This is a genomic window from Thalassospira alkalitolerans (assembly GCF_002115745.1).
Classification (GTDB): Bacteria; Pseudomonadota; Alphaproteobacteria; order Rhodospirillales; family Thalassospiraceae; genus Thalassospira; species Thalassospira alkalitolerans.
The window spans coordinates 366,613-390,072 of the sequence record NZ_JFKB01000002.1; the positions used below are offsets into that span (position 1 = coordinate 366,613).

Consider the following 23,460-nt stretch of genomic DNA (forward strand, 5'->3'; position numbering starts at 1 on the left):
CCCCATGTCACGTAAGGGACGGCAACCGTATTTCTTCCTTACAGCTCTCCATCAAGCAGCTTGTATTTCTGGTCACGCAGATTTTCAGGTTGAACAACTCCTGCCGTTCTTGCTGCATTCACCCGAATGTCACGGCGTTTGCCATCAGTCCCCCGAACACGTTGATAATAGTCAATCCTGACGACAAGTTTGCCTTTGCGGTTTCCTTGGGCATCGAACACATAGATCAGTGCGGGGTCTTCTGTGTCAAAAAGCACCGCCTTGGCATTGGCCAGTTCGGTTGGCAGGTTGTGCACGAATGATTCCGATACAGCCTGTTTGCGGGTTTTTTTGGCATCGCGTAGCAGATGCAGCACGTCCTTGTCGCCAATGGTAATGGCCGCATTTTCGGGGAACTGATCGAAGTCACTCAGCCGTTCAACCGTGCGCGGCGAGAACGCACCGATCACACGCCGTTCTCCGCGTGCCTTTCCGGTGGCGACAACGTCATCAAAAAACAAACCATAGCTGTTCTGGATTTCAGCAACGACATCCGGGTCAGATTTCAATGCCAGGGCCGCGATATCAGGCGGGGCTAAACGCAGCTTTTCGGCAAAGACCCGCCCGGCTTCTGCGCGGGTTGCCGACTTGCCGACATTGTGGCTCCAGCCCGGGTCGATACCCTCGGGGATATTTGATACCTCGCCGGTACGGGCATTGAACCATTCACGGGTTTTTACTTCGGGATCGGGTGAAACCTCGTATCCCATGCGCTTGACCTGCCGTTCGGTCATGATCTGGATGGTGCAACGACACCCCCAGCCGTTTGGCGGGTAATGTGTATCCCAGAAGGTATGATCCAGCGGGAGAACGGTGCCATGCAGATTTGCATGTGCAGGCCGTGTCTGATCATCCCGAACGGATACATAGCGCAAATAGACCTTCTGCCCACTTTGCGACTGGACGCGCCCGGCCATGTCCTTGGCGCGTTTCCATTTACCTGCCGCATAGGATGCCCGCATGTTGACATCAAAGATCGTGCGCAGCCGGTGGGGTGATCCCAACTGTACCAGACGATCTTCGCCTGTCAGCGGATCGGACATCAACTGCTTGCCCCACCAGCCCTTTGCTTGCAGCGTTGGTGTTAGGTCTTTCTTGAACTGATCAAGCGTTGTGCCGTTGCGCAAGGCATCATCGACGGCGACACGTATGTCGTTCAGAACATCAAGGCGCATGCCCTTGGCCACGGTGAAGTTACGGGCATGTTCATCGGCATCAACATCGCGCCAGTCGAACGAGATTTCGAGACCCTTGCGCTCAAACGATTTGATTGCGGCCTCGGGGGCGACGGCTTCAAGATCAATCGTTGCCATCAAGGTCCGCTCCGGCGCGGGTGGCAACTTCGGTGGCGAATGTCAGTCGCGAAAGGGTTTCACGCACTTTCGAGACATCCATGTCGCCATAAATCTCGGGAAGGCGTGTTTTGATTTCCTCAAAGGATGCAGCCCCTTCGACCAGATCAAGGATCGGTTGCAGTACCGGGTCCATCATGGGTTGCCAGTCTGTCAGCCCGTCTTCAACAGCCCGGTTGATGGCATCGGGATTGCCCTCGGCAAAGTCTGTGCTTTGCTGCTCGTCTTGCTTGGTTTGAGTGTTCCGCTTTGTCCACTTTCCACCATAGGTCGAGGTGATGTAATCAAGGTCGGGCTCAAAGCCCATTTCATAGATTTCTTTGTCCCGCTTGACCCGGTTGTCGAGATCCTCGTTGTCGTCAAGCACGCGCCAGACACGCGGCGGTTTTGCGCCGGGAAAGTTCCATTCCGTCAACCATCGAACTGGCCCGCTATTGAACGTGCCGCATAGAAGATCGGTATCGGCTTTAATGATTTCGTCACGAACATCCTTGTGAACATTGGCCGTGCCGCGAAAAGAACCGGTATCGGTTGTCGATGTCTGGCCAACGATTACTTTGGCAATCATGGCATCAAGGTAAGCAACGAATTCCTTGTGATCCCCGCCAGAAGTTCGCACCGCTTCGAGCAAACTGATTTCCTGCCCATCCGGCACCGTGACAGCCGCCTGCCCATGAATGGCCGATAACAGGCTCAGAAGATTGCTAACATCGGCCTCACTTGCGCCGGGGTGATGTTTGCCAACAGCGGTCGGCATGCCGAACTTTTCCAACGCCACAGCCCAAAAGCGCAACCCATTGCGTTTGAGGTAAACCGGCCAGTAAAGGAAGTGGGCAAGCCCAAGCCCATAGGGATCATCGTCGTTATCAGTCTCAACTGTTGAAACCCAGAACTTGCGCTCAGGCATAAACTCGCCCTTGGGGCTGGTTTTGGTGATCAGGCGCAACCGGCCAGCACCATCAAACCGGAAACGGTCAAATTTGCGCACCTTGATCCCGTCAATGACGACCTGTGCACCATCGAAAGCCCACAGGATTTCGGCAATGGAGTAGCCATAGAATTGCGCATGCGCCATCTTGCGGCAGGCGGCATCAAAATCGATGGCTTCAAGCTGAGACTTGATAAATTCAGCGGCTTTCTTGTCGGCTGGGGAATCGCCGCCCGGTTCGACAATGATTTCCTTGGCGACCATCGCGTCCAGACGCTGGCTGAACGCGGCCTTGACCTGATCATCGCGCAGGAGCGCTTTGTATTCCTCATAGCGACCACCGATACTTTTGAGGATTGTATCGTTCGGCGTGGTGATTTCATTGACAAGTGCCGCCAACGCAAGATCGCTTTTAACGCCTGCGACTTCGGTCACGACCGGCTTTTGCGTCTTCGCCTGTTTCTTGTTCTTCTTTGCCATTTTACCAGCCTCGCCAGTTGAGCGCACCCGAAGCTGCGCCGTATTCACCATTTACCGAAATGCTTGAATGCTGTTGTCCGAATGCGTGATGCGATGCGCGATTTCCTGATGTCCGCATGTCAAGCGGACTGGAATAGGTCACAGAAAGGTTCCAAAGCATTTCAAGTCCGTCCGGCCCATCGTCGTGATCGCCATTCGGCCATTGTTCAAGCTGGGTGATAAGGGTCCGCTGGCTTGGATGCAGTTTGATCCGACCGTCCGAAATCGGCACCTGAAGGCTTTCGATCCGCAAATCCTTATCGGTGCTTTGATTGATTGGAACACCGTTGAGCATGACGTGCTGGCGGAGTGCTTCATCAATCAACTGGGTACGCAGGAATTCCTGAAACTGAACCGTTTCGATACCCCACGCGATGCAGCGATATTTCTTCTGAAACTCGATGATGTTGCTGATGATGACCTTGGGGACGCGCTTGCGAATTGAGGCCTCAATAACGGCGAGTTGACCTTCGCGGCGATCATACCCACCAACAAGAATTGCAGACGGGTCGCGACCCTTGCCCTTCTTGCCGAGCGACGGGTCACATGCGCCGAAATAGACCCAATCCGGCTCGAACTGCACCCAATAGGTGAAGGACTGGAACGAGGCGTTTTCGTCAATCGCTTCGTTTTGTTGTTCGGCAGAGAATGGGCCGTGCTTGATTTTGGCGCGTAGTTCCATGAGGAACAGAAGCGGGCGCTTCTGCGGCCAACTGACGACGGCACCCTGATCCATTTTGGCGCGGTGTTTTGCATAGAAATCTCGGGCTTCCTTCTTGCCCTCGTTGAGTAAAATTTCTTCCCACTTGTCCCAAAGGTCCATGCGGTCGGGCCAACGGATAATTGACTGGAACTTGACGGCACGCCACATGGCGTTCTTCATTTTGCGGACCAGAACCGAATCATAGTGCAACACGGTGCCGACATAGAAAATGTCGAACTTTTCCCCGGCTTCACCAAGGTTCTCGACACCCTTGTCGAGCCAGCTTTCCAGCTTGTCCCGTTGTTCCGGGGTGCGGACGTTCTCATCGTTCTCGATATCGTCAAGGAAACCAAGGTCGGGGCGATACGGCCCGTGTTTGAGGCCACGCACCCGCTGGCCCGCACCGCGTGCATGAAACTTGACATTGTTGTTCGTGACGCAAACACCGGCTTGCCAAACAGGGCCTTGGCCCGTTGCCTTGGGGAAATCATTCCTCAGACGGGGATTGCCCTCCATCTCCACCTTGAACGCTTCGATCACGACAGATGCCTGCTCGAACACATCCATGATGTAGAGCATGTAATGCTTTAACTCATAGACCGTGCACCACACCGCAAAGATCAGGCAATAGGTTGACTTTGCTTCACCACGCGGGGCGGCAACCACTTCGCTGACACCTTCGTCATCTTCGACAATCTCGGGAAATCGTTTGCAAAAATACTGATGCAGTTCGCTGAGATTGATCGGCTTTTCCTTGCCGGTCTTCGGGTCTTTCTTGCCGCGAATATAATGCGGGAAATAGGTGCGGGCGAAATACTCGAAAGCCTTACGGCCTTTGTCGCGACGATGCTTCGATGCGACCGGGTCTGGATCGAAACCCGAACAGCGGGCTTCCAGATTACGCACAAAGCCCTCGCGGTATTCCGCAAGGGATTTTTCGAACTGCTTGGGGGTAAGGCGTTCGCGTCTAGCCATAAACCGCACTCAGCTCCGTGCCGAAGGGTTGCAGGATTTCGACAAAGGCTTCGCCGTGCTGAGGGAACTGTTCGGCAACATAATCGCCAAGGCGTTTGATGACATCTTGGGCAACGGCCAGTTCGGAGATTTTCGGCGATGCACGACCAGCGGCGTTGATCGTTTTGTTGAAGGCATCTGCCAGACCGGCAAGGGCTTCGGCCTTGTCCATTGGCTTGATGTCCTTGGCAGTTTTCAAATCCTCAATCACCGCCAGATGCAGTTGCACATAATCCTCAACCAGCATCGTGACCATGTTGTCCGTGCCGGTGCTGGCCATGCTGGCAGCGGTTCTGGATCGGTCCCAGCAATCGCCTTCGGCACCGGCCTGAGATTTCCAGCGTCGAACCGTGCCGACAGAAACGCCGATGCGTTCGGCCACTTTGGTCAGATCGTAGCGGTCGAAAACGTAAAGGGCGCGTGCGCGGGATTTGATCTCGGGCGCATGCGCCATTACACGCCTCCGGTACTGGCTTTGAAGCCTGCGATCACACCGGCAATGGTGGCGCTGATCACACCACCTGATATGGCACCGTTAATGGCCGCCCGTTTTTCGACATTGCGTAAACGGCTATCCATGCCGTCAACCTTGCCCGAAAGCTCGGTGACATTATTGCTGATGCCATGCAACAGCCCTTTAATTTCACCCAACTGATAACTCACATCATCGACCACTTTTTTACCCCTTAATTTTCTTGATTACGCCGTTGACCAAGCTGTTGGCATTACCCCATGCGCCACCTTCTGCGCGGGCTCGTTTCTCATGACCTCGGTGCCATGACGCGATGCCAAGAACCGCTAGTGGGATCAGCCAGAATGTCTCGGGAACTGCGTTAAAGACTGACAGCGCAATTCCCACGCCATCACCTTTCAAAATCGCGACACCAAGACATGCTGCGAGAAAGGCCCATGCAGTGGCACTGGCAAACCCCCAGTAGGGTCGCCACCCTGACACCCACCAATCGTCTGACTTTGCCTCAGTTTGCATCGTCTCGTTCACTGCCTTGATGTCGGCGGTGGCGGATTGAATGACGGCTTTTGCGAGATCGGTTTGGTTCTCGATCTCGAATTTGCGGATTTTTACCAAAGCATCAGGATCGGAGTTGATCGCTTGGGCGATTTTATCGGGCTCTGGCTCTACCCCGAACAACGAGGCCAACCCAGCACCGATAGCTCCACCGGCAGGGCCGAGTAAGGCCGTTCCGACAAGCGGAGCGGCTTTGGAAACCAGATTGCCAATGTCTCCCCAGTTCATGACAACCCCGGCGCATAGAATTTGCCGTTGTAATGCAGGATTTCACGGCGGTTTTCTGAAATGCTGGCATAGGAAACATGCACCCAGCCCGACGAAGGGTCGCCCGGCACATAGCATTCAAGGATCAACTGATCGAAATCGAGGTTCTCGGAGATCCATTTAGCGATCTCGTAATTGGTGAAACCGGCAATCTCGAAATCAACAGCCTCTCCCTTGGTGTGCTGGCTGTTCGGATTTGTGCTGCCGACTGCGGTGTTGAGTGCCGGGCACCGATAGAAGCTCGACGGGACGATGGGGGCGCGAAACTGCGCCCGCACCGGTTCAAGAATATGTTCGGCAACACGAACCATTGCCGGGATCAGCTCAAGCGGAGGGGTGTTGTCGATCCCGTGACGCATGGCGACATTCGATTTGACCGCTTCACGAAGCGTGAAATGCGTCGAAAGGCGCTGGTTCAGTTCATCTGGTGAAAGCGGGGACATTTGAGGGCCTCAATGCAAGCGGTAATGTTCGGTTGCATTGAAGGTCGCTCGACAGACTGATAAAAATTAGTCTGAAAATTTCAGGGTAGATGCCGAAATATCATCAAAAAGAGAGGTTTGACGGTCATCGGTCCAGCCTGCATCGCTCAGGATTTGATACACGCGGCGTTCGGTGCATCCTGTGCGCAGGGCAATTTGACGGCGGCTCATATTCTCGGATGCGAGACGGTAAATCAAGAGGCGACGTTTGCGCGGGCTGATAAAGGACATCGGAACGGTGATGTGATTACCGCCGAATTCAAGCGAAATCGCGGCTGCATCATCGGGGCCGATGACCAATAACTCATGGTTTTCCGTTACTTTTTTCGGAATATAGAGGACGGTACCGGGGAAGGTTTCGACAAGGCGCATGGCAGCACGTTGCGAAACCAGTTTCGCAACGTCCTCAATCCCGTATGTCGAACCGATTTCCGGCATATCAGTCAGCACCCCCGGCTTTTACGCGGTGATCCCAATCCTTAAGCGCCTCGATCACCGGGGCGGCTTCGTCATAGGTCAGCCAGTCCAGTTGCCGAATATTGGCAAACTGGCGACCATTCAGGTGTTTGTTGACGAAAACCAGCAAGGCGGCATCTGTGTCGGTCGCACTCAGCGCCCCGGCTTTCTTGAGACTGCCCCACAGCGCCCAAATCTTGCGGACAAACCCTTTGGCCGATGGTTTGAACCCGACACGGGTGCCGTTCAGATGCGCGACGATCTTGCGCATTTCCGAATCCGCGCAGTCACCAAGGCTGGCTTTGCCGGTGACCTGAAGCACCAACGCCTCATGCGCATCACGATCTATGCCGCGTTCCTTTTCAGCAGCACGGATTTGACGGTTGAGTGCTTGCCATGTGGAGGATTTAGACATTGCTATCCTCCACAATCTCCAACTCTGGGAAGTGCTTTTTCAGGTGCGCGATCAGTGACCGAGGGCTGGTCCACATTGGAGAGAAACACACGGTTTCCAGCGCAGTCATCTGATCAGCTTCCCTTTTTCCAAAAGCCTTTTTGAGTTCGGAGTGTTTTTTGATAGGCCATGCCCTGCGGCGCATCGGGAACCAAAATCGAGCTTCTGGGTAGAGCGGCTTCCCATTCTTTGCGCGGAACCATTTACCTTTGATTTCGCCATTTACGTGAACCAAAGTCACAAGGCGTTCACGATCAATGCTTTTGGTAAGCGTCAACTCATAGCCATCAGCCTGCACCTTGATCTTTCCGAAAACACCCTTGAGGGTTTCTTCTATCTGTTTCCATTTATCGGGATCAGGCATTGGTTTTTCCCTCTTTTGGCTCAATCCGTCCCATTGCAAATGCCAATGGTCCGAAAAACAGGATCAAGGTCCGGTCGGCGATTTCAAATCCAACCGCCCATGCCGCTAGAAATTGCTTGATAGCCATCCAGCAGAACCATTTTTTACCAATTTTATAGGCGACGCAGTTGTAGCCATATGTCCGGCCTTCAAGTTTCAATTTGCTCACTGTTGCTCTCCCGGTGTTTGGGCTTTTGCCTTGGCGATCATCTGTTCAAGCGGTGTTGGCGGCAGTTTCTTTGCGATCTCGTTCTTTGGTGCATAGCGGGCGAGATATCGGCGTTGTGCTTTCAGCCACGCCTTGTATGGCCAGCCGCTTCGACACCCCCACGGATAGGCCTTTTGGACAGCTTTTTTGCGTTCATCGAACGAAGCGTTCACTCGAATGTTGTTATGAACCTTCGAAATGATGGATATTGCTTTGTGTTCCCAAGTCACGACGCCCTCACTTTCAGAAGGCTGAAATCGATGTCAGGCGTGAAGAAGCCGAGCTTTCCCTTGCAGGGCACGAACTCAAGCGGTGTCGGGTTGACCAGGACAAATCCGTAAGGACCGAAAAACCACTCGCTGTGCATCGATGTGACGCAATCCGTAATGGTGGCCATCCCCACAATCCCGCCGAGCGGGCTGTCTGGATGCTCGGCGGTAAACTCCCGGCGTTCAGCAGCCTTTCCGTCGAAGGTGGCGCTGGCATGGATCAGAAACGATCCACGAAAACGGGTTAGCCACGAACGGTTTTCCACCGGCTTGCCGTCAAAAAGAATGTGGTGTGGCCATGGCTGGCGGATGCTCAGTGCAATTCTGGGAAACTGGAACGTCATGCTGCCTCTCCAAATTTGTCGACCTGATTGCCCCATGCGGTCCAGCCTTTGCGGCGCTGGCGGGCAAACAGTTCGATGTAAGGACCATCGAACATCGTTTCGATCCGGTCATATTGCTCATCGGGCTTGCGGGAATGTTCCCGTGACGCGGCGCGGATTTCATCGTCCGGCCACCACTCGATCCAGTCGCGCACGGACCTCACCCCCTCTGGCACGCGACCCATGCCGAACAGATCGTCTGGCAGTTCTGATTTCAGGGATGGGTTGCCCCGCGTACACATCAGGCAGGGCTCAAGGTTCTTGCGCGTGCCATACCCGCCACCAAAGGCATACTTGCCGGTTTTGGGATTGAACTTCCGCCATTCCCAGCCCAGCGAAGCGTATTCAAAGCCAAGGGCTTCGATGACCGGGTTCCAGTGCGGCATGAGCGGCCATGTCACCCACATCAGCAAAACGCAATCCTTTGCGGCCAGATTGGCCAACGGAAACTGCTTGATCTCTTCAATGCTCATGCAGTCATAGTGCGCCTTAGCATTCTTTGCCTCGCCAAGCGCCGACCAGTTCTTGAAGTCCCATGGGAAGTCCACAAGGATGACGGGAAAACCACCAACCGGACGGATTTTGGCAAAGTGTTTGGCGAGTTGCTTACTCACTGTCCTGATCTCCATCATCACTTTCGCGGGCCTTCCCATCGCCGTCACAAACATCGCAGGGCCATATCCACAGCCATCCTTCACCTTCACAGGCAGGGCATTTGGTCTCGTGGGTCATTGTTGCCTCCGGGTTGCGCCCTCTAACGCCATGCGGTTAATCGCGGCCACAAGAGACCGCCAATCGCCGTTGGCATCGAGGTAAGCGCGAATCAACTGTTCAGGATCAGTGGGAATTTGCAGGCTATTTTGCATAGCTTCCCCGGTCCTCAACGCTTGGTTCGCTTTGCGGATGGTTTCGAGAATGTGCTGCTTGCGCTTGGGATTGCGGCAACCGCGCACAAACCCCGCCGCCAGCACTGACAGATCGTTCAGTGCTTTCTCGGCGTTTGGGGTTTGTGAAACGGTCCTCTGCATGGTTCAGGACATCCCCAGCGCACGTTTGTAGGTTTCAAGAATTTCTTCCTGTTCGCTGCGCTGGTGGTCTTCCATTTTGCGAAGGCGGATTATGTCGCGCAGGATTTTCACGTCATAGCCAAGGGCTTTGGCTTCGCCGTAAACTTCCTTGATGTCGGCCATCATGTTGGCCTTTTCTTCTTCCAGCCGTTCGATCCGCTCGACATATGAGGCGAGTTGATCTGCGGCTATGCCTCCTACTTCCGTCATGTTTTGGTTCCTTGTTTGTGTTCTTTTTGCTCGGTCTTCAAACTCAGCGTTGGTGCGGGCCGGGCGCTACTCCGGCTAGGGTCTGGTCGGGTTTGAACCGACATCTCCAGCTCGCAAAACAAACATCAGAGGCTATTGGCATAATGTTCGTCCCTATCGCGATACCGTCTCTTCCTGCCATGGAGAGATCGGCCCCCGCACTCGTCAGCACTGCGTGTCTGCTTTCCACGCCGCCGCACCGGAGAGACAAAGAGACGGGACTTGAACCCGCTTCTCGTAGCAGGGGCCGGGCTTCGCAGTGCTTGCAATCACTGCTAACCGTCGATGCATTTCCCACGGACGCGCCGTAACCAAATGGACCACTCTTTGTCTCACCGCTGAGGCGGTAACCGGGGCCGAACCAAAAACACTTGCAACAGGTCTGGACGGCCCCGGTTGGCTTCTTAGGCACCAACGACTTTGCGTCGCGGTGCGGTCAGAAACTGTTTGAAATGCTCTACCGCCCGAATGGCGGCAAATTCGTCGTCGGCCTCCGGCACGCCGGGTACGAGCAAATCTTTGCTGTCTCGGGAATGCCGTGCGCGAACGGTCACTTTGTCTTTGACCTCATCGCGCTTGCCTTCGATCAATTTGACGGCACCTTGTGGGACGCAGTCGCCAAATTCGATCAGGCCGCTTTGCCAGCAGTAAGCAAACATCACGCTGCCTCCTGATCGGGGTTCTTGCGGTTGATTGCCCGTTCCGCAAACAGGCCATCGACAAGCCGGGGTTTGGCTGATGGGCTGCGATCCGGTTCGAACCCGTGCTGGATGGCAACGCTCAACGCGCCTTTTTCATGTCGGGCGATGACGTAGATCAGGTCATTGCCGATCAGTTCGACGCGGAATACGAGGCGCGGTTTGTTTTTTGACATTTGATCCCCCATCACACTGCGGCCATGTCCAGCGGCAGGGTTTCCCATTTGCCGTTGGTTTCATTGCGTTTCTGGAAACGGACATAGGCTTTGGTGTCCTGCACATGGATGCTGTCTGAAATCGCCTCCATGGCGCGTTTCCACTTTTCGTCTGCGATCTGGAGGCGGCGCAGGCCAAGGACGCGACCCGTACTGATCTTGCCTTGCTGATCGGTCTGGAAAGCGTCCTGCACCAGCGTCTGGATTTCCGGGCGGGAGCCTTCGGACCATTCGATGATGCACTCATCAATCAGGGCCTTGGCCGCGATCAATTTTTCATCAAAGGCAAGGTTTTCTGACACCTGCCGCATCATCCGCATGTCGCCTTTGACCGTGGTCAGGGTGACGTTGCCTTTGGTGCCGCCGACCGTCACGCCGTATTTCTCGGCAGACAACTGGATGAAAGCCTGAATGTCGGCCATGACTTCGATCTTGAAGTCGCGAAGCTGCTTTTGCAGACCTTCGACCGTGCCAAGTTTTTCGCGGACCAGACCATCGCGCAAACGCAGATCGTCAGATACCTGTTCAAGCGGGATCAGCTTGCCTTTGGCGTCTTCGAGATACTGCTGATCGCGAACGGTCACGACCGGCAAGGCCTCGTTTAGATTGGTCATGTCTTTGATATGTTCCATGTCTTCGTTCCTTAGGTGTTCGGGGATATCGATTACTTTTTCCGGGATGTAATGGCGGACCATCGGTCCCTCCGGGGCGGTAGCCAGATGTGGCGCATGTAACGCCACCATTGGGTGATTGGATTTCCACGTTTCATGGTCATTCGCTCCGATCCACATAGACCCGTAGTTCAGCGGCCTTGAATGTGTCTTTGAGCTGGTTGCCGAAGCGGTTACGGGCAGCATCGGCGTGCATGGCGCTCGGTGCTGCAATGACCAGCGTGTCATTCTCTAACCGGACTTTCAGGGGCATGATCCATGTTGCGTACAGGAATGAACCAATGCGACTTTGAACGGCGGTCAATCTGCTATCTTTCGCTTTGATCGAACCGGTTGCGGTTGACTGCTTCATGCTGCGCTCCCCCCGTCGTCCGTGGTAAAGGCGCTGCAAATCTTGCTCATGCGTCGATCCGCCAGACTTACAACCGTGCCAGTGACAAGGCCGCGCTGAATGGCGGCAATATTCGGGGCACCGGCACCTATGGGGCCGTGCGATTTTTCGTACTGACCTAGGTCGACGGACATCAGCCCAAGATTATCGAGCAGAATGCTTGTCTGTCGGGCACTCAGATACAGCTTCCCATTGTGTGCTGCGGCGTTGGACATTAGCGTTTTGGTCAAGTTGGAAAGGTCTTCACTCAGCATTGTTGCAGTCCTCCCGATGTTCGCAGGATTGGCAGATTTGCCATTGACGAAGGGCACGGGGGCTGGTCGTTGGCATCGACCGTGCGGCAAATTCCACACAATCGTTTTTCGTGATGCTTGCGCCCTGTGCCGGGCAGTAGAAAGTCGGTTCCGGCCCGCCGAGAACTTCGAGAACGCGGGCCTCTAACTGATCAGTGTTCGCGGTGTATTTTCCGCCATTGGCCAGCGATACTGACGACCGGGCATAGCCGATGCGTTTTGCGGTATCCGTGACCGATGTGCGTTTGATTTCCTCGGCCAAAAGAATGCGCCATTCAGGGAGTTCACTGATTGCGTTCATGGAGCACCCCCGTGTTGCGGTCATAGATACCGCCTTTGCGCAGGACCGGCGCTTGAGGGCCGGTGTGGCGGATAAGCTGGTATCGTTTGAAGCCGTTGGAGGTGAGTGCTTCACCGGGGGCACGGCGCAATTCGCGGAGGTATCCCGCTTGGCACAGATGTTTGAGATACTTCTGAACATTATTGCGGGCGTTCTTTTCCTCGCCTTTGGCCGTGACACTCAAAAGGTCATCTATGGTGAACTTTTGTTTGACGGACATCACTCGCCAAACCCGCAGGCGGAGATTGGTGCCTTTCTGTTTTCTTACTTTGCCTGTGAGCGGGGCATTTGGACCACTGGTCAGAGCTTTGCCATTCGCCCGACTTTCCATGCCTTTTGATGTTAGCTGATAGCAGCCAAGCTCAACCCGTTCGATAAGGCCTCGGCTCATCAACTTGAGCGTTGCCTTAACGATGTTGTGTCGTGAATGCTCAGACAACGCTGCATCCAGTTCATCAATCGTCAGGCAGGCTTGTGGCGGCAATTGATCGCGCACAGCTTCTTGAATGAGGGAGCGACCCGTGCTCATTTTCCACCTCGCACGATGATCGGGCGGGAGGTTTCGCGGTCGTTCAAGAGAACTTGGCCGGTCATTTCAGCAACACCAATTACCGTGTTGCCCTGCATCTTGCCGAACCGCTCGATATGCGCGATGCCTTCCTTGACCTCGCGGACATACCCATTCGATTTGTCATGCAAAAGTGCGATCAGGTCTTCTTTAACCTCGACTTCGCACAGGCCGCACACCACCTTTTCGGTATCTTCAATGGTCATTTTCTCGAAGCGGACATATTGACCGACACGAGATGTCACCTGCGGGAAGCGTTTCAGGCTATCGCGAACCTTGCCCATGCCGACCAGAACGAACGGGACTTCAACCAAGTCACTTAGATCGCGGATGGACGAAAGCATCTTCTCTGACCGGGCGATATAATCGCACTCATCGACCCCGACGAAGAACATCTCGCCATTGTCCTCAGCCGCTTTGGCCTGCATGGACAAAGCTTCAATCAGAAGGCGGTATTTACGTTCAAAGGATGCCGGTTTTTCCCGAACGCCGCAGGCTTCAAGCAACTCGCCGAGCATCCAGTTTGGTGTCCATTCACGCTTTGCCCGGACAAACGCGCTGGCATTCTGTGCTGCCAGATAGCTGACATTTTCGGTTTTTCCGAGGCCGGGGGAGCCATCAACAACAACGAGGCAGGCTTCACCCGCACCGCGTTGCTCAATCGCGGCCATACCGGCCATCATCTTCTTGACGTTTTGCGTGTTTACAAACTTGAGACGCATAATTAACCTTTCTGCTCTTCGTGGTGCCGCTTTGCAGCGGCATTCATTGACCTCACGCGGCCTTGCGACCAACAATCCGCGTGGGGTCGATTTCTTCCATCGCCAGAAGCTGGCGGAAGGAAGCCTTTTCGAGCCGCTCTGAAAGAGCCGCACGATCCTGTTCGGTGATTTGTTCGGGGTTGGCTTCAAGCCACATCACCCATTCGATATCGTCTTTGAAAACGGGCCGACCGTTAGCCTGTGTTAGAACCGGCTTTGGCTGTTCAATGCGGGCCAGCATTTCGTCAGCAGCCTTGATCTGGAAATCTTCCATTGGAACGGCTGGCTGATATTCGATTTCAAGTGCCGGGCCTTTGGCCTCTGCAATGATTTCCTGCCGTTTTTCTTCGATACGACCCAGCCGTCCTTTAGTGCGGGCGGCAAGAATCTGATCCTGCTTGCTCTGGGCGGTGCGCAGGGTGTCGCCATCGAAATAAGCACGGGCATTGGCATCTAGTTCGGCAACCGCCAGAAGGCGCATTTCAAAATCACGGACCCAGACCCGGTTGGCATCATGAATGTCATATCCAACCAGAACGTCTTGCCCGTGATAGGCTTCAAGGTCATGGCTGAAATAGACATTGTTGAGTATACGGACCTCACAACGGGCGACCGTGCGCCGGTCATATGGGCGCAACAAGTCTGAGGCTTCTGAAACAGCGATGGTGCGGGTTTTTCCGCCCTCGGAAAGCCATTCCCCCCAAACTTCTGCCGGTGTCTGGTGCCGTTTGACTTTGGTTTCAGGATCGCGAACGCGTTTCAGACCGGATTGCGGCTTGTTGTTATAGGTATCAATCTGTTCTTGAATGAACGCCCTGAATTCATCCCACGTCACATCAAACCGGCTTCTGACCTTCCTTTTTGCGGCCTGTATCCGGGCGCGATCGATGTAGCGTTTCGCTTCCTTGTCGAGTTCCGAACCGCTATAGGCGACAAGCTTCTTGGCCCATTGGCGTACATTGCGGTTGAAGCGTTCAATAACCCCGCGTGCCTGTGAGTTGTAAGGCAAAGAGGTTTTCTGTGTGATACCCCACCGGTCAAAGAAACCAATGGCGGTGGAGCTGAACATCTCGTTCTTAAAGCCCTTGCCGTTATCCGTGTAAAAGATCAGGGGCAGGGCGCTATGTCGTCCGTCATCGCGTTCGATAACCGCGTGTGACAGGGCTTCAAGGACGCCAATGGAGTTCTCGGCCAGCCCGACCGACCACCCGACGATATAGCGGGTGAAAACATCCATCGTGAATGTGATTTCCGGTTGGAATGGTTGCCCGTGAAACGGATGCTCGATCTTGGCGCGGAATGTATGACCATCGGCGGTGTAGACCGCGCCGGGCCAAAGCTCTGATACGTCGCGCCGTGTGAATGCTTGCAGGCTTTTAAGGGCCTGTGGCCCCATGCGGCCCCGGTTCTTGTCGACAACAGAAACCTTGTTGGCAAGGAAACGCCGCGCCTGATCATAAGACGGCATGTCAACGCCATCGGGCAGGGTGCTTGGCAGCTCTTCCAGCACCGCTGTAAGTGACGGCTTGTAGGGATCAGCCCATAGTTGCATCAGGGCAGGTGCCCATGCCGGGATTTCGTAATCCAATTTATTCGCCGGTGTCGGGGCGAGGGCAAGAATGCCACCTTTTTCGTGATCGAGAACCCACTGATAGAGGGTGCGGCGCGATATCTTGTGTGCGCCTTTCGCGGTCTTTACGCGGCGACCACTTTTGGCGTTGGCGATGCCAACCAGTTCTTGCAAATCAGTCGGCAACTGACCGGCCTTTGCCAGTTCAACCACCATATCAAGTGCTTGATTGCGTCCGATTACCTGCGTGTGTTCATCGACCAAAGCAATGAGCGAAGCGCGTGCGTTCATAACGTCGCGCTGGAAGTCGTTCAGGTCGTCGCTGTTTCGTGTCTTTTCGGGGGTGGTTACGTGTGCCGGGAGTTCATCAAATAAGTCAGGCTGAACAGAAATTTGACGGCGGGCATAGGTTTTACGTGCTTCCTTGGGAAGCAGCGAAACATGATATTCCCAACCACCGCCGCTTTCGGTTCTGGCACGGGCGAGAGGTGATCCGTTCTTCGATTTTACGGTTTTCCAGTTGGACCTTTTTGCTCGATCAATAACGCCTTGTTTCGTCTTCGGTGTATCTGGGAGACCCAAATCGGCTATTTCTTGAGGTGACAACCATTCTTTCATCGCGCACTTCCCTTCCAGCGACGCCGAGCCGCGAGTTGAGACTTCCGCAATTGTTCACGTTGATCCTCAATCATCGCGTCATCGACAGCACCGAGGTAGCGCTCTGGGATTACTGCGAGGTCGAACCGCTCAAGCTCCATCCCAAATATCCGGGCGTCGCCCGTGGCGTGTAGGAGAGCAAACGCACGTTCAAGGCTAATTGTGTGACTTTCTCGGGCCATGCTGGAATAGGCATCCAGTATGTTTTTCGTTACCTCTTCACCTGTGTATTCCGACATAGCGGCAGCTATCTCTTCGCGGGTTTTGCCGCAATCCTTGAGGACTTCTGAAACGGCTCTACTGATTCGTTGAGAGAAACTTGAACCACGGACACGTTCTGGCTGTGTGAAGCGAACGGCAACCGCAGGCGGGTTCCATTCCGTGAGCAGATCGAGTGTCGTGTTATCACCGCGTGCCTTAACCATGATCGACCTATCTGAATGCGTGCATTAGAGAAAATTGAATGTCAGGAGATAGCCCGGTGTTCATGCAGCGATGTCTTTTTGACAGTGACCAAGTCGCGGAAAGTCCGTATAGTTTGCGGCAGGTTGAGGCTTGAGGCGTTCACCGGTTTTGCTGTCATATCGAGACGGCCAAATCGCGCTGGCGGGCAATTCGAGGAAATAGGCAATCGCCCATTCGCCTTCGATGCTCGGTTTACGGGTCGCTGTGCGTGGGGTGCTTTCGGGCAGTCCACATTTACGGGCAACATCGGCAAAGGTCAGTCCTTTGCCTCGCAGCAAATACTGGATTTCTTCCGGGCGTTTGTCGGCACGGTGCGCCATAAGTCTCTCCTCAATCAGAACCGGCCCCTACCCTTTGGCCGGTTTGTTTAGGTCGTTAGCGTCATCGAATGATGAGACTATGCACGTAATAACGCGCAACAGCAAGTGCAAATGCGCACTTTACTGTTCTAAAATGCGCATAAAAACGTGAATAGTGTGAGTTTTTGTTTGTTATCAATGGCTTGTGCGGGCAGTAAAGTGCGCATTTGCGGGAGAGGTCAATTTGACTGCTGAAGACGAAAGCAGTAAAGCGTTTGCCGAAAGGCTGCGCCTCGCCATGAATGGGGAGTCTGCTCGTGCGTTTAGCGCCAGAATTGGGGTTTCGCCCAGTGCGATGAACCAATACCTAGGGGCTAAAAGCGAGCCCACACGTCCCGTTCTGCACGCTATAGCGCGCGAAGCGGGGGTTTCATTGCCATGGCTGATAACAGGTGAAGGGGCGATGTCTGCCGATGGGCAGGCCGTATCCAAAGATAAGGAAACCGGAAACGGGCTTCTTGTCCCTGTTGACGTTAGCGGATTTACGCCGGTTCCTGTCTTTGATGTGCGTGCTTCTGCAGGTGGTGGAGCTATAAATTTCGGTGAAGTGGTTTCCGGCTATCTCACTTTACCTGTAAGCTATTTAAAGGACCATTTGGGCGTAAATCCCAAGGACGCCTGCGGTGTTTATATCAACGGTGACAGCATGGAGCCCGCTCTGGAAGACGGTGCGATTGCTCTGTTAGACCGTTCAGAAGACGCCCGTGCAAACAACGGGGATGGCATATACACTTTTCGTATAGCCGAGGAACTCTATATCAAACGGCTTGAACGTCAGGGGAGCCGTATCGTTGTGCATAGTGATAATCAGGCTTATCGCCCTTGGGAGATAAGCGATCACGATAAAGCCCAAATGAAGATACTTGCTCGGGTCGTTGGATCATTCAGAAATTTGTGAGATCGCAAATGTTCAGAACTATTACGTTTGTAGCAATGTTCGCCTTTGCGTCGTCTGCATATGCGCTTGATGAGATGAATTTGCGCTTTGACGGGAGCATCACCGGAGATCAAAGGGTAAAGGCGATGAAAATTTTTGCCGAACTTACGGACACCGGATGTTCAAACATTATTAAATATCAGGACTCTATCGATAACATTACCTTCTCCTCTTATGAGGAAGAATTGAATGTTGCCGACGATTCTTGGGGAACTGGAAACCCTACGACCGACTACCGGTTTGATGAATACGGCTGGACAGCAGCCGTGACAATGGATGTCCGCTTGAAAGATGGTCCCGATTTGCATTCGGATTTTCAAAGACAGAACGGGGCCAGCTCATCTTTCAGCATTGGAACGGATGGAGAAAAACCGGGCATCGTCGTTTTCAACGATTTGTCGAAAGCTTCGATTGTGTGCGGCTTTGCTCCGATGGATGAAGTCCGGGAAGTGGGGCATCGTTTCGCGCCGATCCCCGAATTGCGAGGACTGTTCGACCAATAACAGATCGCTTTGTGCAGAAAAGAGCGCATAAATCGCTCGAAATAATCCATTTTGTGCAAAAAGACATTTTGCCCTGATTTTCTTTGAACTCTTTGATTTCCGGGCGTCTCCGACCCTTTCCCCAGTTTCATGCTCTATGCAGAATGGTTCACCCCCCTATAAGATTTGCCATCGTTCTTTCCCGGCATTCCGGTCAAAAGGAATCGCAAGGGAGATGATCTTTGCACCTCGACAACTTTGCGATTCGTTGTCTGGAATTGATGAAATTCTGAGTATTTTCTGCTCGAACGAACTTATCGCGGGAAATGCGTTTTCAAATGAAACCTGCCAGAAGTGCAAGCTGTCAGGCACAAGATTAATCCTTGAAAAAATACAGTCATGTCAGGAATGTTGCGGAAATTTTACAGCCCGTTACCATAACGTCTGGCCGCTGGTTTCAAATTGCTGAAACATAATTCAGGCTATGAGGTTATGGCAGACAGCGTTTGACGCGCTGCAATAACAAGAACGCCAGGGGATTCTGATGGCCGAAAAGCAGATCGAGATCGAACTTAAACTCCGCATCGATCCGAAGCATGTCTCGCGATTGAAATTGGCACCGGTTCTGCGTGAGGTCAAAGAAGGCCGTCGTCTTCTGACCACCCATCTTGTGTCGATTTATCATGATACGCCGAAACTTTCGCTGGCGCGCAAAGGGTTGGCATTGCGGGTGCGCAAAAAGGGCACCAAGGGGTGGGAACAGACGGTCAAGGCATCGAATGGGTTGCGTGAAGCCCTGCCAGAGCGCCATGAATGGAATGTGGAACTGGCCGATGGTGTTCTTGATATCGAAAAATTCACCGATGAAGATGTCGTGGCATTGCTTGATAAGCATGTCAAAAAGAAGAAAATCGACCGTATTTTTGAAAGCGATCTGAAACGCAGTGCAGTTGACCTGACATATCGCGATGCGGTGATGGAACTTGCCATTGATCAGGGCGTGGTGCGCACGGCAGAAAAGGAAGCGCCGCTTTCCGAGGTCGAGCTTGAGCTTAAGGAAGGGCATCCGGCGGCCTTGTTTGATCTGGCGCTGGAGCTGCAACGGACGGTACCGCTGTTTTTAAGCATGCGGTCCAAGGCATCGCGGGGGCGTGCCCTTTATCTCGACGAGAAGCCGGGTTTTTATAAATCGGCCCCGGTTGGGCTGAATGCCGGTATGTCGGCCGAAACCGCGTTTCGGGCCGTTCTGGCGCAAGGGTTGCGCATGATCCTTGGCAATGAGGTTTGCGTGCGTGAAGACCTTCATATCGAAGGTTGCCATCAAATGCGGGTTGGCATGCGTCGTTTGCGGGTGACGTTTAACCTGTTCAAGAAAAACCTGCCACAGGGTGAAAGCGTTTTGATCCGTCGCCTGTTGAAGCATTGCACCAAGGCATTGGACGGGTTGCGTGATTGGGATGTGTTTCTGGGCGAAACGTTGCCGATGATTGAAGAACGGTTCCCCGGGCATCCCGGCATTGCCGATCTGCACAAGGCGGCTTTGAAACAGCGCGAGCAGGCGCTTGGTATTGCACGCCATATGCTTGAAAGTTTCGAATATCAGCAGCTTTTGCTGTTGCTTGGCGCATGGTCGAGTTATTCGCGTTGGGCATCGGGGGCGGATGCCGTACAGATGAAGGCGATGTCTGCGCCGATTTCAAAAATGGCCGAACCGCTGTTGAACCGGGCATACAAGCGTCTGACCCGGCGGGGCAGCGAGGTTGGCAAACTGACCGTGCCGCAGCTTCATGCCTTGCGTCTGGATGTCAAACAGATGCGTTATGGCACGGATTCCTTTGGCGAGATTTATGCATCAAAGCCGGTGAAGAAGTTCCGCAAGGAATTAACCGGCTTGCAGGAAATTCTCGGCTGGCTCAACGATGTTGCCGTCGCCGAAGCCCGTTTGCTGGCGCTTAAGCCGCAATTGTCAAAGGATGGCATGGTGGCCGTTGGCCTGATTGCAGGGTGGTTCGGTGCGCAGGCTGATTACCGCTTGTTGGGGCTGGATCAGGCATGGCAGAAATTTGAAAAGCAAAAGCTGTTCTGGAAATAGGTTTTACGACAAAGGAACGGGCCCCAGGTTAGCCTGTGACCCGTTTCATTTCCTGATAGGCGTTTAACGCCCGTTCACGGCCTTGTTTGAGGTCGATAAGGGGGTGGGGGTAGGTCCGATCAGGATCAACACCAGCGGCTTTGAGGATCAGTGCAGGCGCATCCCATGGTTTGTGTATATATCGGGCGGGCATATCGGCCAGTTCCGGCACCCATTGACGGACATAGCTGCCGTCCGGATCAAATTTCTCCCCCTGAAGCACGGGGTTGAAAATTCGGAAATAAGGGGCAGCATCCGCACCACACCCGCCGATCCATTGCCAGGAAAAGGCATTGTTGGCCGGGCAGGCATCGACAAGTGTGTCGTCAAACCAGGCCAAGCCATGTCGCCAGTCAGTCAACAGATGTTTGACCAGGATTGAACCGACAATCATCCGCACCCGGTTATGCATGTAACCCGTGTGCCAAAGTTCGCGCATCCCGGCGTCAACTATGGGAAATCCGGTCTGTCCGCGTTGCCAGTGTTGAAGTGTGCTTGGATCATCAATCCACGGGAATTTGGTGAACTTGCCTTGCAAGGGGACTGATTTTAAATCTTTGGCGTGAAACAGAACGTGATGGGAAAATTCACGCCACCCCAGTTCGGCCATGAATTTAGATGCGGTCTTGCCCTTGCCCGGATGGGCGTCGGCATAATGATTGGCTGCGTGCCAGACCTGTCTTGGGCTGATCTCGCCAAAGCGTAAATGCGGTGACAATTCCGATGTGACCAGATGGTCTGGTCGATCACGCAGATCGGCATAATCATCAAGACGGTCATCGATAAAACTGTGAAGCTGATCAAGGGCACCCTGTTCACCGGGCACAAACCGTTTGCCAAAGCCGGTGGCCCAGTCAAACGGCTTGGGGGATAAATCAAGAGCCGCCAGGTCAATTTCGCGGGCAAGTTTCAGATCACAAAGCGGGATGCTTTTGGGGGCTTTGTTTGGGGCCACGGGCGGGGGAAGTTTTTGGCAGGCACGCCAGAATGGGGTAAAAACCTTAAAGTCGGTTCCAGCACCGGTTTTGATTTCCCATGGTTCATATAACAACTGGCCATTAAAACTGTCGCATTCGATATCGGCGTCACGCAAGGACGACTTGATATCTGTGTCGCGTGCGATGGATGCCTTGTCATAAAGCCGGTTCCAGAAAACGGCACCGATCCTGTAATTGGCCTGCAACTGATCGAAAACCGTTGGGGCATCTGATTTGAACAGATGCAGGGCTTTTTCATTGATCCCGGCGGTTTTGGACAGGGCAGCATCCAGCCGCGCAAGACTTTTTTCCAGCCACCAGCGCGTCGCGCCGCCCAATTGGGGATCAATTACCGGATCAAGGATGAAAACCGGAAGGACAATACCATTATTCTTTTCGGCCCATTTGACCGCCGCATTCAATGCCGGATTATCCGCCAGACGCAGGTCATTTCGAAACCATATGATGGCGATCGGGACAACAGCAGAGACAGCGGACATGCGGAAACTCTTTGTTTATGAGGGCAGGGGCGAGAAGAAGAAGGATAAGAGAACGCTTTGAATGTGACAACATCACGGGGGGTGAGGCGCGCTCTCTGGCTCGGTAGATTAAGGTTTACGTCGGATCACATCGATCAGTTCATCAAAACTTTGCGAGATCATATTCTTTTTCCACCCGGCGAAGCCCAGGACCAATCCCTGTGGTAAATCGGGTCGGTTTCTTTCTGATTTGTCATGGTAATAGGACGAAAGTGCCCGGCAATCGAGCTGTGCCGTGATCATCCGTTCCTGAAGCATCACATCATCCTGCCCGTTCATCAACCGGGTGCATAAATGCAATCCGCCGTCTGAGGGCAAAATCTTTAGCATATCTGGCGCATGCGTTTCGATCAGGTTGCGCAGATGTGCGCGGCGTTCGCCGTAGCTCAGGCGCATTTTACGCACATGGCCACCAAAATGCCCTTCGGCGAAAAATTCGGCTAGTGCAGCCTGTGCCGTTGGGGCCGGAACCCCATCGGCAAAACCGCGCATGCCGCGAAAGACGGAAATAAGTGCTGCGGGCAAAACCAGATACCCCAATCGAATGCCCGGAAACATCACGCGTGAAAACGTGCCGACATAAATCACCCGATTATTACGATCCAACCCCTGAAGCGATGAAAGAGGTGGCCCGTCATAGCGGTAGTCGCTGTCGTAATCGTCTTCGACAATCCACGCATCATTGGCATCCGCCCATTGCAAAAGCGCAAGACGGCGCGCCAGTGACAGGGTCGTGCCCAGCGGATAGTTGCGTGATGGCGTGGTGACGACAATGCGGGCGGGATCACAGGTTGGAAGCTGATCAACCTGAAGCCCTTCGTCATCGACAGGGATGGGTAACAGCTTGGCGCCGCTTGCGGCAAGGACACCGCGAATGCCCTCGTAACCGGGGTCTTCGGTGGCAATGATATCCCCCGGATCGACAAGCGCACGGGCAATCAGATCAAGCGCCTGTTGCGCGCCGGATACAATCATTACCTGATCGGCATCGCAGTTGACCCCGCGGGATTGTCGCAACCATTTTGCGACTTCATCGCGCAGTTTGGGTAATCCAAGCGGATCAACCGGAATGGTTAAATCAAGAGTCGGTGCCCGCCAGCTTCGGCGCAATAATCGCGCCCAAAGATCAAATGGAAAGGCATCCAGATCAGGGGTTGCGGGGTTAAAGGGCCGGGCAACACGAAAACGCGGAAAACGCCGATCATAAGCCAGCATGCGGATGGCACTTTGGCTAAGCCGTGGCGGGGGGGCTGATTTGTGATCCTGATCGCGCCGTTTGTGCGATGTGGTTGCGGTCATTTCCCGATCCGGCAGGCTGCTGGCGACGAAACTTCCCGCCCCGATCCGGGTTTCAAGATATCCCTCCGATGCCAATAGATCGAAACTGGTCACGACGGTATTGCGCGACACGCCAAGACTTTTGGCCAGATCACGGCTGGCCGGAAGCTTTTCACCCGGATGCAGACGCCCATCAAGGATCGCCTGGCGAATGCCAAGATAAAGACGGCGATAGGCGGTATCGCCATTTGTGCCATCGCCAGATGCGGGATGGCTTGGGTAAATCCAGGTGAAGTCACTGCGCATTT

Annotated in this window: 32 protein-coding genes; 3 read left to right on the top strand and 29 right to left on the bottom strand. The window is 53.9% G+C overall.

Going from position 1 to position 23,460, the window contains the following annotated elements; all coding sequences use genetic code 11:
* Positions 1–38: 38 nt before the first annotated feature.
* The 27 genes from TALK_RS04715 to TALK_RS04845 all read right to left on the bottom strand — a co-directional run bounded on the left by TALK_RS04715 (position 39) and on the right by TALK_RS04845 (position 16,769).
* Positions 39–1,352, bottom strand: a complete 1,314-nt coding sequence (locus tag TALK_RS04715) for a phage head morphogenesis protein (RefSeq protein WP_085616351.1) — start codon at positions 1,350–1,352, stop codon at positions 39–41.
* Positions 1,339–2,850 (bottom strand): DUF935 domain-containing protein, encoded by a 1,512-nt coding sequence (locus tag TALK_RS04720; RefSeq protein WP_085616354.1) that lies wholly within the window; start codon positions 2,848–2,850, stop codon positions 1,339–1,341. The genes TALK_RS04715 and TALK_RS04720 overlap by 14 nt, the downstream gene beginning before the upstream one ends.
* Positions 2,801–4,516 carry a phage terminase large subunit gene (terL, locus tag TALK_RS04725; protein WP_085616357.1) on the bottom strand — a complete coding sequence of 572 codons (1,716 nt, stop codon included), beginning with the start codon at positions 4,514–4,516 and terminating at the stop codon, positions 2,801–2,803. The genes TALK_RS04720 and terL overlap by 50 nt, the downstream gene beginning before the upstream one ends.
* Positions 4,509–5,009 carry a DUF1804 family protein gene (locus TALK_RS04730; protein WP_085616360.1) on the bottom strand — a complete coding sequence of 167 codons (501 nt, stop codon included), beginning with the start codon at positions 5,007–5,009 and terminating at the stop codon, positions 4,509–4,511. The genes terL and TALK_RS04730 overlap by 8 nt, the downstream gene beginning before the upstream one ends.
* Positions 5,009–5,230 carry a hypothetical protein gene (locus TALK_RS04735; protein WP_085616363.1) on the bottom strand — a complete coding sequence of 74 codons (222 nt, stop codon included), beginning with the start codon at positions 5,228–5,230 and terminating at the stop codon, positions 5,009–5,011. The genes TALK_RS04730 and TALK_RS04735 overlap by 1 nt, the downstream gene beginning before the upstream one ends.
* A gap of 4 nt (positions 5,231–5,234) precedes the next feature.
* On the bottom strand, positions 5,235–5,810 hold the full coding sequence (locus TALK_RS04740; protein ID WP_085616366.1) for a 3TM-type holin: 576 nt from the start codon (positions 5,808–5,810) through the stop codon (positions 5,235–5,237).
* Positions 5,807–6,292 carry a D-Ala-D-Ala carboxypeptidase family metallohydrolase gene (locus tag TALK_RS04745; RefSeq protein ID WP_085616368.1) on the bottom strand — a complete coding sequence of 162 codons (486 nt, stop codon included), beginning with the start codon at positions 6,290–6,292 and terminating at the stop codon, positions 5,807–5,809. Before TALK_RS04745 ends, TALK_RS04740 begins: the two co-directional genes overlap by 4 nt.
* Before the next feature lie 66 nt (positions 6,293–6,358).
* Entirely contained in the window at positions 6,359–6,781 is a 423-nt protein-coding gene (locus tag TALK_RS04750; RefSeq protein ID WP_169714939.1) for a helix-turn-helix domain-containing protein, read from the bottom strand.
* Positions 6,771–7,202: a regulatory protein GemA gene (locus tag TALK_RS04755; RefSeq protein ID WP_085616373.1), complete on the bottom strand. Its 432-nt coding sequence runs from the start codon at positions 7,200–7,202 to the stop codon at positions 6,771–6,773. Before TALK_RS04755 ends, TALK_RS04750 begins: the two co-directional genes overlap by 11 nt.
* Positions 7,195–7,605, bottom strand: a complete 411-nt coding sequence (locus TALK_RS04760; protein WP_085616376.1) for a hypothetical protein — start codon at positions 7,603–7,605, stop codon at positions 7,195–7,197. The genes TALK_RS04755 and TALK_RS04760 overlap by 8 nt, the downstream gene beginning before the upstream one ends.
* Positions 7,598–7,813, bottom strand: a complete 216-nt coding sequence (locus tag TALK_RS04765) for a hypothetical protein (RefSeq protein WP_085616379.1) — start codon at positions 7,811–7,813, stop codon at positions 7,598–7,600. The genes TALK_RS04760 and TALK_RS04765 overlap by 8 nt, the downstream gene beginning before the upstream one ends.
* On the bottom strand, positions 7,810–8,025 hold the full coding sequence (locus TALK_RS04770; RefSeq protein WP_139833715.1) for a hypothetical protein: 216 nt from the start codon (positions 8,023–8,025) through the stop codon (positions 7,810–7,812). Before TALK_RS04770 ends, TALK_RS04765 begins: the two co-directional genes overlap by 4 nt.
* 53 nt (positions 8,026–8,078) lie before the next feature.
* The gene (locus TALK_RS04775; RefSeq protein WP_085616384.1) at positions 8,079–8,465 is read right to left on the bottom strand and encodes an ASCH domain-containing protein; all 387 of its coding nucleotides are present in this window, start codon (positions 8,463–8,465) and stop codon (positions 8,079–8,081) included.
* Positions 8,462–9,118, bottom strand: a complete 657-nt coding sequence (locus TALK_RS04780) for an MT-A70 family methyltransferase (RefSeq protein ID WP_169714940.1) — start codon at positions 9,116–9,118, stop codon at positions 8,462–8,464. The genes TALK_RS04775 and TALK_RS04780 overlap by 4 nt, the downstream gene beginning before the upstream one ends.
* Positions 9,119–9,232: 114 nt before the next feature.
* On the bottom strand, positions 9,233–9,532 hold the full coding sequence (locus TALK_RS04785) for a hypothetical protein (protein ID WP_085616386.1): 300 nt from the start codon (positions 9,530–9,532) through the stop codon (positions 9,233–9,235).
* A 3-nt stretch (positions 9,533–9,535) separates the two neighbouring features.
* The gene (locus tag TALK_RS04790) at positions 9,536–9,781 is read right to left on the bottom strand and encodes a DUF2312 domain-containing protein (protein WP_085616389.1); all 246 of its coding nucleotides are present in this window, start codon (positions 9,779–9,781) and stop codon (positions 9,536–9,538) included.
* A 443-nt stretch (positions 9,782–10,224) separates the two neighbouring features.
* On the bottom strand, positions 10,225–10,479 hold the full coding sequence (locus TALK_RS04795; protein WP_085616391.1) for a hypothetical protein: 255 nt from the start codon (positions 10,477–10,479) through the stop codon (positions 10,225–10,227).
* Positions 10,479–10,694, bottom strand: a complete 216-nt coding sequence (locus tag TALK_RS04800) for a hypothetical protein (protein WP_139833717.1) — start codon at positions 10,692–10,694, stop codon at positions 10,479–10,481. Before TALK_RS04800 ends, TALK_RS04795 begins: the two co-directional genes overlap by 1 nt.
* Positions 10,695–10,705: 11 nt before the next feature.
* The gene (locus TALK_RS04805) at positions 10,706–11,428 is read right to left on the bottom strand and encodes a DUF3164 family protein (RefSeq protein WP_211274770.1); all 723 of its coding nucleotides are present in this window, start codon (positions 11,426–11,428) and stop codon (positions 10,706–10,708) included.
* 76 nt (positions 11,429–11,504) lie between these two features.
* Positions 11,505–11,756 (bottom strand): DnaA N-terminal domain-containing protein, encoded by a 252-nt coding sequence (locus tag TALK_RS04810; RefSeq protein ID WP_085616396.1) that lies wholly within the window; start codon positions 11,754–11,756, stop codon positions 11,505–11,507.
* Positions 11,753–12,049, bottom strand: coding sequence for a hypothetical protein (locus tag TALK_RS04815; protein ID WP_085616399.1), 297 nt, complete (start codon positions 12,047–12,049; stop codon positions 11,753–11,755). Before TALK_RS04815 ends, TALK_RS04810 begins: the two co-directional genes overlap by 4 nt.
* Positions 12,039–12,389, bottom strand: a complete 351-nt coding sequence (locus TALK_RS04820) for a hypothetical protein (protein ID WP_085616402.1) — start codon at positions 12,387–12,389, stop codon at positions 12,039–12,041. Before TALK_RS04820 ends, TALK_RS04815 begins: the two co-directional genes overlap by 11 nt.
* Positions 12,373–12,957 (bottom strand): hypothetical protein, encoded by a 585-nt coding sequence (locus TALK_RS21980; RefSeq protein WP_139833718.1) that lies wholly within the window; start codon positions 12,955–12,957, stop codon positions 12,373–12,375. Before TALK_RS21980 ends, TALK_RS04820 begins: the two co-directional genes overlap by 17 nt.
* Entirely contained in the window at positions 12,954–13,718 is a 765-nt protein-coding gene (locus TALK_RS04830) for an AAA family ATPase (protein WP_085616406.1), read from the bottom strand. Before TALK_RS04830 ends, TALK_RS21980 begins: the two co-directional genes overlap by 4 nt.
* Positions 13,719–13,770: 52 nt before the next feature.
* Positions 13,771–15,945: a Mu transposase C-terminal domain-containing protein gene (locus TALK_RS04835; protein WP_085616409.1), complete on the bottom strand. Its 2,175-nt coding sequence runs from the start codon at positions 15,943–15,945 to the stop codon at positions 13,771–13,773.
* Positions 15,942–16,409: a hypothetical protein gene (locus tag TALK_RS04840; protein WP_085616412.1), complete on the bottom strand. Its 468-nt coding sequence runs from the start codon at positions 16,407–16,409 to the stop codon at positions 15,942–15,944. The genes TALK_RS04835 and TALK_RS04840 overlap by 4 nt, the downstream gene beginning before the upstream one ends.
* A 60-nt stretch (positions 16,410–16,469) precedes the next feature.
* On the bottom strand, positions 16,470–16,769 hold the full coding sequence (locus tag TALK_RS04845) for a helix-turn-helix domain-containing protein (RefSeq protein WP_085616414.1): 300 nt from the start codon (positions 16,767–16,769) through the stop codon (positions 16,470–16,472).
* A 223-nt stretch (positions 16,770–16,992) separates the two neighbouring features.
* Here TALK_RS04845 and TALK_RS04850 point away from each other — a divergent pair, with 223 nt between their 5' ends.
* The 3 genes from TALK_RS04850 to TALK_RS04860 all read left to right on the top strand — a co-directional run bounded on the left by TALK_RS04850 (position 16,993) and on the right by TALK_RS04860 (position 20,319).
* Positions 16,993–17,706, top strand: a complete 714-nt coding sequence (locus tag TALK_RS04850; RefSeq protein ID WP_085616417.1) for a S24 family peptidase — start codon at positions 16,993–16,995, stop codon at positions 17,704–17,706.
* 8 nt (positions 17,707–17,714) lie between these two features.
* Positions 17,715–18,248 carry a hypothetical protein gene (locus TALK_RS04855; RefSeq protein ID WP_139833719.1) on the top strand — a complete coding sequence of 178 codons (534 nt, stop codon included), beginning with the start codon at positions 17,715–17,717 and terminating at the stop codon, positions 18,246–18,248.
* Between the two features lie 523 nt (positions 18,249–18,771).
* Positions 18,772–20,319 carry a CYTH and CHAD domain-containing protein gene (locus TALK_RS04860; protein ID WP_085616423.1) on the top strand — a complete coding sequence of 516 codons (1,548 nt, stop codon included), beginning with the start codon at positions 18,772–18,774 and terminating at the stop codon, positions 20,317–20,319.
* 28 nt (positions 20,320–20,347) lie between these two features.
* Here the strand turns inward: TALK_RS04860 and TALK_RS04865 are convergent, their stop codons facing one another.
* Positions 20,348–21,835 carry a cryptochrome/photolyase family protein gene (locus TALK_RS04865; protein WP_085616425.1) on the bottom strand — a complete coding sequence of 496 codons (1,488 nt, stop codon included), beginning with the start codon at positions 21,833–21,835 and terminating at the stop codon, positions 20,348–20,350.
* A 108-nt stretch (positions 21,836–21,943) separates the two neighbouring features.
* Positions 21,944–23,458, bottom strand: coding sequence for a MocR-like pyridoxine biosynthesis transcription factor PdxR (gene pdxR, locus TALK_RS04870; RefSeq protein WP_085616427.1), 1,515 nt, complete (start codon positions 23,456–23,458; stop codon positions 21,944–21,946).
* Positions 23,459–23,460: the final 2 nt, after the last annotated feature.

What these genes read in the sequence shown, in the direction of transcription:
- TALK_RS04715 (WP_085616351.1), bottom strand. Translation starts at nt 1,352, where the DNA reads ATGGCAACGATTGATCTTGAAGCCGTCGCCCCCGAGGCCGCAATCAAA.
- TALK_RS04720 (WP_085616354.1), bottom strand. Translation starts at nt 2,850, where the DNA reads ATGGTGAATACGGCGCAGCTTCGGGTGCGCTCAACTGGCGAGGCTGGT.
- terL (WP_085616357.1), bottom strand. Translation starts at nt 4,516, where the DNA reads ATGGCTAGACGCGAACGCCTTACCCCCAAGCAGTTCGAAAAATCCCTT.
- TALK_RS04730 (WP_085616360.1), bottom strand. Translation starts at nt 5,009, where the DNA reads ATGGCGCATGCGCCCGAGATCAAATCCCGCGCACGCGCCCTTTACGTT.
- TALK_RS04740 (WP_085616366.1), bottom strand. Translation starts at nt 5,810, where the DNA reads ATGAACTGGGGAGACATTGGCAATCTGGTTTCCAAAGCCGCTCCGCTT.
- TALK_RS04745 (WP_085616368.1), bottom strand. Translation starts at nt 6,292, where the DNA reads ATGTCCCCGCTTTCACCAGATGAACTGAACCAGCGCCTTTCGACGCAT.
- TALK_RS04755 (WP_085616373.1), bottom strand. Translation starts at nt 7,202, where the DNA reads ATGTCTAAATCCTCCACATGGCAAGCACTCAACCGTCAAATCCGTGCT.
- TALK_RS04760 (WP_085616376.1), bottom strand. Translation starts at nt 7,605, where the DNA reads ATGCCTGATCCCGATAAATGGAAACAGATAGAAGAAACCCTCAAGGGT.
- TALK_RS04775 (WP_085616384.1), bottom strand. Translation starts at nt 8,465, where the DNA reads ATGACGTTCCAGTTTCCCAGAATTGCACTGAGCATCCGCCAGCCATGG.
- TALK_RS04785 (WP_085616386.1), bottom strand. Translation starts at nt 9,532, where the DNA reads ATGCAGAGGACCGTTTCACAAACCCCAAACGCCGAGAAAGCACTGAAC.
- TALK_RS04790 (WP_085616389.1), bottom strand. Translation starts at nt 9,781, where the DNA reads ATGACGGAAGTAGGAGGCATAGCCGCAGATCAACTCGCCTCATATGTC.
- TALK_RS04795 (WP_085616391.1), bottom strand. Translation starts at nt 10,479, where the DNA reads ATGTTTGCTTACTGCTGGCAAAGCGGCCTGATCGAATTTGGCGACTGC.
- TALK_RS04800 (WP_139833717.1), bottom strand. Translation starts at nt 10,694, where the DNA reads ATGTCAAAAAACAAACCGCGCCTCGTATTCCGCGTCGAACTGATCGGC.
- TALK_RS04805 (WP_211274770.1), bottom strand. Translation starts at nt 11,428, where the DNA reads ATGGTCCGCCATTACATCCCGGAAAAAGTAATCGATATCCCCGAACAC.
- TALK_RS04810 (WP_085616396.1), bottom strand. Translation starts at nt 11,756, where the DNA reads ATGAAGCAGTCAACCGCAACCGGTTCGATCAAAGCGAAAGATAGCAGA.
- TALK_RS04815 (WP_085616399.1), bottom strand. Translation starts at nt 12,049, where the DNA reads ATGCTGAGTGAAGACCTTTCCAACTTGACCAAAACGCTAATGTCCAAC.
- TALK_RS04820 (WP_085616402.1), bottom strand. Translation starts at nt 12,389, where the DNA reads ATGAACGCAATCAGTGAACTCCCTGAATGGCGCATTCTTTTGGCCGAG.
- TALK_RS21980 (WP_139833718.1), bottom strand. Translation starts at nt 12,957, where the DNA reads ATGAGCACGGGTCGCTCCCTCATTCAAGAAGCTGTGCGCGATCAATTG.
- TALK_RS04830 (WP_085616406.1), bottom strand. Translation starts at nt 13,718, where the DNA reads ATGCGTCTCAAGTTTGTAAACACGCAAAACGTCAAGAAGATGATGGCC.
- TALK_RS04835 (WP_085616409.1), bottom strand. Translation starts at nt 15,945, where the DNA reads ATGAAAGAATGGTTGTCACCTCAAGAAATAGCCGATTTGGGTCTCCCA.
- TALK_RS04840 (WP_085616412.1), bottom strand. Translation starts at nt 16,409, where the DNA reads ATGGTTAAGGCACGCGGTGATAACACGACACTCGATCTGCTCACGGAA.
- TALK_RS04845 (WP_085616414.1), bottom strand. Translation starts at nt 16,769, where the DNA reads ATGGCGCACCGTGCCGACAAACGCCCGGAAGAAATCCAGTATTTGCTG.
- TALK_RS04855 (WP_139833719.1), top strand. Translation starts at nt 17,715, where the DNA reads ATGTTCAGAACTATTACGTTTGTAGCAATGTTCGCCTTTGCGTCGTCT.
- TALK_RS04860 (WP_085616423.1), top strand. Translation starts at nt 18,772, where the DNA reads ATGGCCGAAAAGCAGATCGAGATCGAACTTAAACTCCGCATCGATCCG.
- TALK_RS04865 (WP_085616425.1), bottom strand. Translation starts at nt 21,835, where the DNA reads ATGTCCGCTGTCTCTGCTGTTGTCCCGATCGCCATCATATGGTTTCGA.
- pdxR (WP_085616427.1), bottom strand. Translation starts at nt 23,458, where the DNA reads ATGCGCAGTGACTTCACCTGGATTTACCCAAGCCATCCCGCATCTGGC.